We start from the raw sequence: 1,355 nt of genomic DNA on the forward strand, positions 1-1,355 counted from the left end.
GTAAGACATGTCGTGTCCGGCGGTCCGGAAGGCGTGAACGCCGCACAGCGACCGAATAACCCTGAGCGAGGAGTGCGCAATGGCCAGCAGACCCAGTGAGGACGGCATCATTCTGAGACAGCCGGCGATCGCCGATGGTGGCGGCATGTGGCGGGTTGTCCGTGACGCCGGGGTGCTCGACGAGAACTCCAGCTACCTGTACCTGCTCATGGCCCGCGACTTCTCGGAGACCTGCGTGGTCGCGGAGCGCGACGGCCGCACGATTGGCTTCGTCACCGGCTACCGCCGGCCACAGCGCCCGGACACCGCGTTCCTCTGGCAGGTGGGGCTGCTGCCCGAGGCCCAGGGCCTGGGTCTCGGCAAGCGCCTGGTCGCCGCCTTCCTGCGCGCCCCCGGGTGTCAGGGGGCAACCCGGCTGGAGACCACCATCACGCCGGATAACGCCGCATCGCGGGCGCTGTTCCGCGCCGTGGCCCGGGACCTGGGTGCCGAATGCGCCGTCAGCCCGTGCTTCACCGCCGCGGACTTCCCCGAGGCCGGGCATGATGACGAGGAACTCTTCTCTATCGGCCCGTTCACGGCGGACGCGCCGAACACACTCAACTACTAGATCCAGAGAGGGAATCAGCCATGGATTACATGGAGGCGATCAACCGGTACGAGTCCGAGGTGCGCAGCTACGTGCGCAGCTTCCCCACGGTCTTCGAGAAGGCGCGGGGCTCGTATCTCTACAACACCGAGGGGACCGCCTACCTGGACTTCTTCGCCGGGGCGAGCGTGATGAACTACGGTCACAATCACCCCGACATCAAGAAGGCCCTCACCGACTACATGGCGGATGACAACATCATCCACAGCCTGGACATGGCGAGCGTGGCGCGGGCGCAGTTCCTGCAGGCCTACCACGACATCATCCTCGCCCCGCGTGGCATGAACCACCGTATCCAGCTGCCCGGCCCGACCGGCACCAACGCGGTGGAGAGCGCCCTGAAGATCGCGCGCAAGGCCAAGGGCCGCGAGGGATTCGTGGCGTTCACCAACGCCTTCCACGGCATGACCCTCGGTGCACTGTCGGTCACGGGTAACCAGTTCAAGCGCGACGGCGCCGGGGTGCCGCTGCTCAACACCGCCTCGATGCCGTACGACAGCTACTTCGGCGACGAATTCGACACCATCGACTACTTCGAGAAGATGTTGGCCGACGGCGGCAGCGGTGTCGGCATCCCCGCCGGCGTGATCGTCGAGACGGTGCAGGCCGAGGGCGGCGTGCGCGTGGCGAGCGGCGAGTGGCTGCGCAAGCTGCAGGACCTGTGCCGCGAGCACGACATGCTGTTCATCATCGACGATATTCAGAC

2 protein-coding genes are annotated in these 1,355 nt (G+C 66.3%); both read left to right on the top strand.

The features are described 5' to 3' along the window. Positions 1–79 precede the first annotated feature (79 nt). Positions 80–610 carry a diaminobutyrate acetyltransferase gene (ectA, locus tag G7A99_RS01930; protein ID WP_018716926.1) on the top strand — a complete coding sequence of 177 codons (531 nt, stop codon included), beginning with the start codon at positions 80–82 and terminating at the stop codon, positions 608–610. Positions 611–630: 20 nt separating this feature from the next. Next, positions 631–1,355, top strand: a 725-nt coding sequence (locus tag G7A99_RS25100) for an aminotransferase class III-fold pyridoxal phosphate-dependent enzyme (protein ID WP_240466064.1), incomplete at its 3' end; no start/stop codon positions are given.

This window comes from Arhodomonas sp. KWT, assembly GCF_010993615.1.

Coding starts and splice junctions, on each gene's coding strand:
- ectA (WP_018716926.1), top strand. CDS start 80: ATGGCCAGCAGACCCAGTGAGGACGGCATCATTCTGAGACAGCCGGCG.